This window comes from Piscinibacter defluvii, from assembly GCF_004011805.1.
GTDB classification, from domain to species: Bacteria; Pseudomonadota; Gammaproteobacteria; order Burkholderiales; family Burkholderiaceae_C; genus Piscinibacter; species Piscinibacter defluvii.
Genome location: NZ_RCHJ01000109.1, coordinates 1 through 1430 on the forward strand (window position 1 = coordinate 1; position 1430 = coordinate 1430).

Annotated in this window: 1 protein-coding gene; it reads right to left on the reverse strand. The window is 62.9% G+C overall.

Going from position 1 to position 1430, the window contains the following annotated elements; all coding sequences use genetic code 11:
* Positions 1-835 precede the first annotated feature (835 nt).
* On the reverse strand, positions 836-1430 hold a 595-nt coding region (locus D9C15_RS33095), incomplete at its 5' end, for a GNAT family N-acetyltransferase (RefSeq protein WP_205854982.1).

The following is a 1430-nucleotide window of genomic DNA, read 5'->3' on the forward strand; positions in this document are numbered from 1 at the left end:
ATTGACGTGCTGACCGCCGGGGCCTTGCGCTCGTATTGCACTGAACTCGAGCTCCGAGTCCGCGAGGACGTAGCGCATGACGGTTCTTGTGCTGCCTAACGTTTGAGCTGAGGCGACCGCCGCGGGTTGGCGCTTGGGCCGCGAGCCCGATGATATGCACCACGGGTTCGCGGCCCAAGTGCCAAGCCGTGGAGGGTCGCCTCGAGCGAAGGGTTAGGCGGCACTCGCGCCCATGCGGTGGCGCAATCAAGATGTGGTCGGCTCGTCATGACTGACGCATTGGTGTTGGTCTATGTGCGCGAGTGATTGCTTGTGCGTTGAAGAGTTGCGCCCAGCAAGAAGGCCAATACGGCGTATGCAAGCGACGAGGCCCACAAGATCGTGACTACCGGTTGGGCGTACGAGAATATGCCCGTAACTAGGGCGTACACCCATAGTGCAACCAGGACGCAAAGTGCCACTGAAGCAAGCAGGAGTGGCCGTGCCCGCGTGCGAAGTGCCCGCAAGAGTACGAACAGGCTCGGGGCCAGAAACGCAGCGGCCAGTGGGTAGATGAGGCCGAGCATGAAGAGCAGGAGTAGCGTGCTCTCAGCGCCAACAGCAAGAAATAGCAAGCCGACTCCACCGGAGACTGTGCCGGTTGCAATCAGAGGTAGGAGTCCAGCAGGTGGCTCCGGCTGGGGGCTTGACGCGGACATGTGTATTGCTGTTTGCCGCCTAACGTTTGAGCTGAGGCGACCGCCGCGGATTGGCGCTTGGGCCGCGAGCCCGATGATATGCACCACGGGTTCGCGGCCCAAGTGCCAAGCCGTGGAGGGTCGCCTCGAGCGAAGGGTTAGGCCGCATGCCCGGTGGAAGCCGCCGGCTTGACCATGACCGCCTCGTCTGGCTCGGCACCGAACTCGACCACTTGGTGCGGCGACGCGGATTGGAAGCCGAGGCTACGCAGCAACCCGAGCGACCTGTAGTTGGCGGCCTTGAGCACGGCCGCGAATAGGCTGACACCGTAGTTCGTTCGAAGTTCTTCCAGCATGGCCGATACGGCACAACTGCCGATGCCCTTGCGCCAATGGCTACTGGCCAACTCGTACGCGACCAGTGCTGACCCGGAGCGCAGCACCGACGCCTGGACATAGCCCACAAGCTCGCCGCCGGGCAAGCGCAAGACCCAGTTGAGCCAGACTTGGCTCCCATCCGAGGAGGCACGACTCTCAAGCCTTGCATAGCGCTCAGCGAGCCAAGCCTCCGACGGTGGCGGTTCGTTCTCGAACTCGTAGATCGCCGGATCGGAGAGCACTTCGAACATCTCGCGGGCATGAGCCACCACCAGCGGTTCAAGAGTGCAGCGAGATGCTTTGACGGCTCTCATGCGGCCTAACGTTTGAGCTGAGGCGACCGCCACGGGTTGGCGCTTGGGCCGCGAGGCCGAT